The 1,429-nt window shown below is 64.0% G+C and carries 1 protein-coding gene; it reads left to right on the plus strand.

The window, feature by feature from the left end; all coding sequences use genetic code 11:
• The first annotated feature begins 123 nt into the window (after positions 1 to 123).
• Positions 124 to 1,371 (plus strand): IS256 family transposase, encoded by a 1,248-nt coding sequence (locus QRN04_RS17470; protein WP_284977301.1) that lies wholly within the window; start codon positions 124 to 126, stop codon positions 1,369 to 1,371.
• The last annotated feature ends 58 nt before the right edge of the window (positions 1,372 to 1,429 follow it).

The following is a 1,429-nucleotide window of genomic DNA, read 5'->3' on the forward strand; positions in this document are numbered from 1 at the left end:
GGTCACGTCCCGTGGAGTGGTGTAAATCTCGGGTTCTGAGCGTCGCTTCGTTGACGTGAAGAGCCATCGTGCGATGGTCAGTGAGAACTGTCTAGGAATCTCACGAGAGGACACAAACACACGATGGCTCTTGACCAGTCTGCCCTGTTGGACCTGCTTGGCCAACTGAAACTCACCGATGTCACGGACCGGGTTCGCTCGGCCACGGAGAAGCTCTACCAGGAGCTCATCGACGCGGAAGCGACCGCGTTTATCGGCGCTGGCCCGTTCGAACGCACCGATGAGCGCATGACGCGCCGCAACGGGACGCGCCCCAGGACCTTGGCCACGACGGCCGGGGACCTGGAATTGAAGATCCCGAAGCTGCGGCAGGGCTCATTCTTCCCCTCCTTGCTCGAACGGCGCCGCCGCGTGGACCAGGCCCTGTTCGCTGTCGTAATGGAGGCGTACCTGCACGGGGTCTCAACCCGGAAAGTCGACGATCTGGTCAAGGCTCTCGGGGCTGATTCCGGGATTTCCAAGTCCGAGGTGTCACGGATCTGCGCCGACCTCGACGCGGAGGTCGGCGCGTTCCGTGACCGGGATTTGTCCGCCTTGGGCTACCCGTACGTGTTTCTTGACGCGACGTATTGCAAGGCGCGCGTGAATCACCGGGTGGTGTCCCAGGCGATCGTCGTCGCGTTCGGTGTCGCCGCGGACGGACGCCGGGAGGTGCTCGGGTTCGACGTCGGCGACAGTGAAAACGAGGCGTTCTGGACGGAGTTCCTCCGCTCGCTCAAGACCCGGGGCCTGGGCGGGGTCAAGCTCGTCATCTCCGACGCCCACACCGGGCTCAAGAAGGCCATCAACACTGTCTTTCAGGGCGCATCGTGGCAGCGCTGTCGTGTGCACTTCATGCGCAACGTGCTCTCGACCGTGCCCAAGGGCGCCCAGGAGATGGTGGCGTCGATCATTCGAACGGTGTTCGCCCAGCCCGATGCCGGGCATGTGAACACCCAGTTCGACGAGGTCGCCCGCATGTTGGGTAAGTCCCACCCGAAGGTCGCCCGGATGCTCCACGACGCCCGTGAAGACGTTCTCGCGTTCTGCGGGTTCCCACAGAAACATTGGCGGCAGGTCTGGTCCACCAACCCGATGGAGCGCGTGAACAAGGAAATCAAACGACGCACCGACGTTGTGGGAGTGTTCCCCAACCCCGCCGCACTGCTGCGCCTGGCCGGAGCGGTCCTCGTCGAGCAGCACGACGAGTGGGAAGCCGGGGACCGCCGCTACCTCTCCGAAGCATCCATGCAAGAACTCAGCGCACCCGGCACGCCGGCGGCCGCGCACGTCGAGGAGGTGGTTCCCATTCCCGAACTCGCTGCGGCATAATCGAAACCAGCTGACCCGCACGGGGTCGAGAAACTCCACCACTCAGCGGGACGTGACC

Origin of the sequence: Arthrobacter sp. efr-133-TYG-104 (genome assembly GCF_030208915.1) — a bacterium.
Lineage (GTDB): Bacteria > Actinomycetota > Actinomycetes > Actinomycetales > Micrococcaceae > Arthrobacter.

Excerpts from the sequence above, each read along its gene's own strand:
- QRN04_RS17470 (WP_284977301.1), top strand. The coding sequence starts at position 124 with ATGGCTCTTGACCAGTCTGCCCTGTTGGACCTGCTTGGCCAACTGAAA.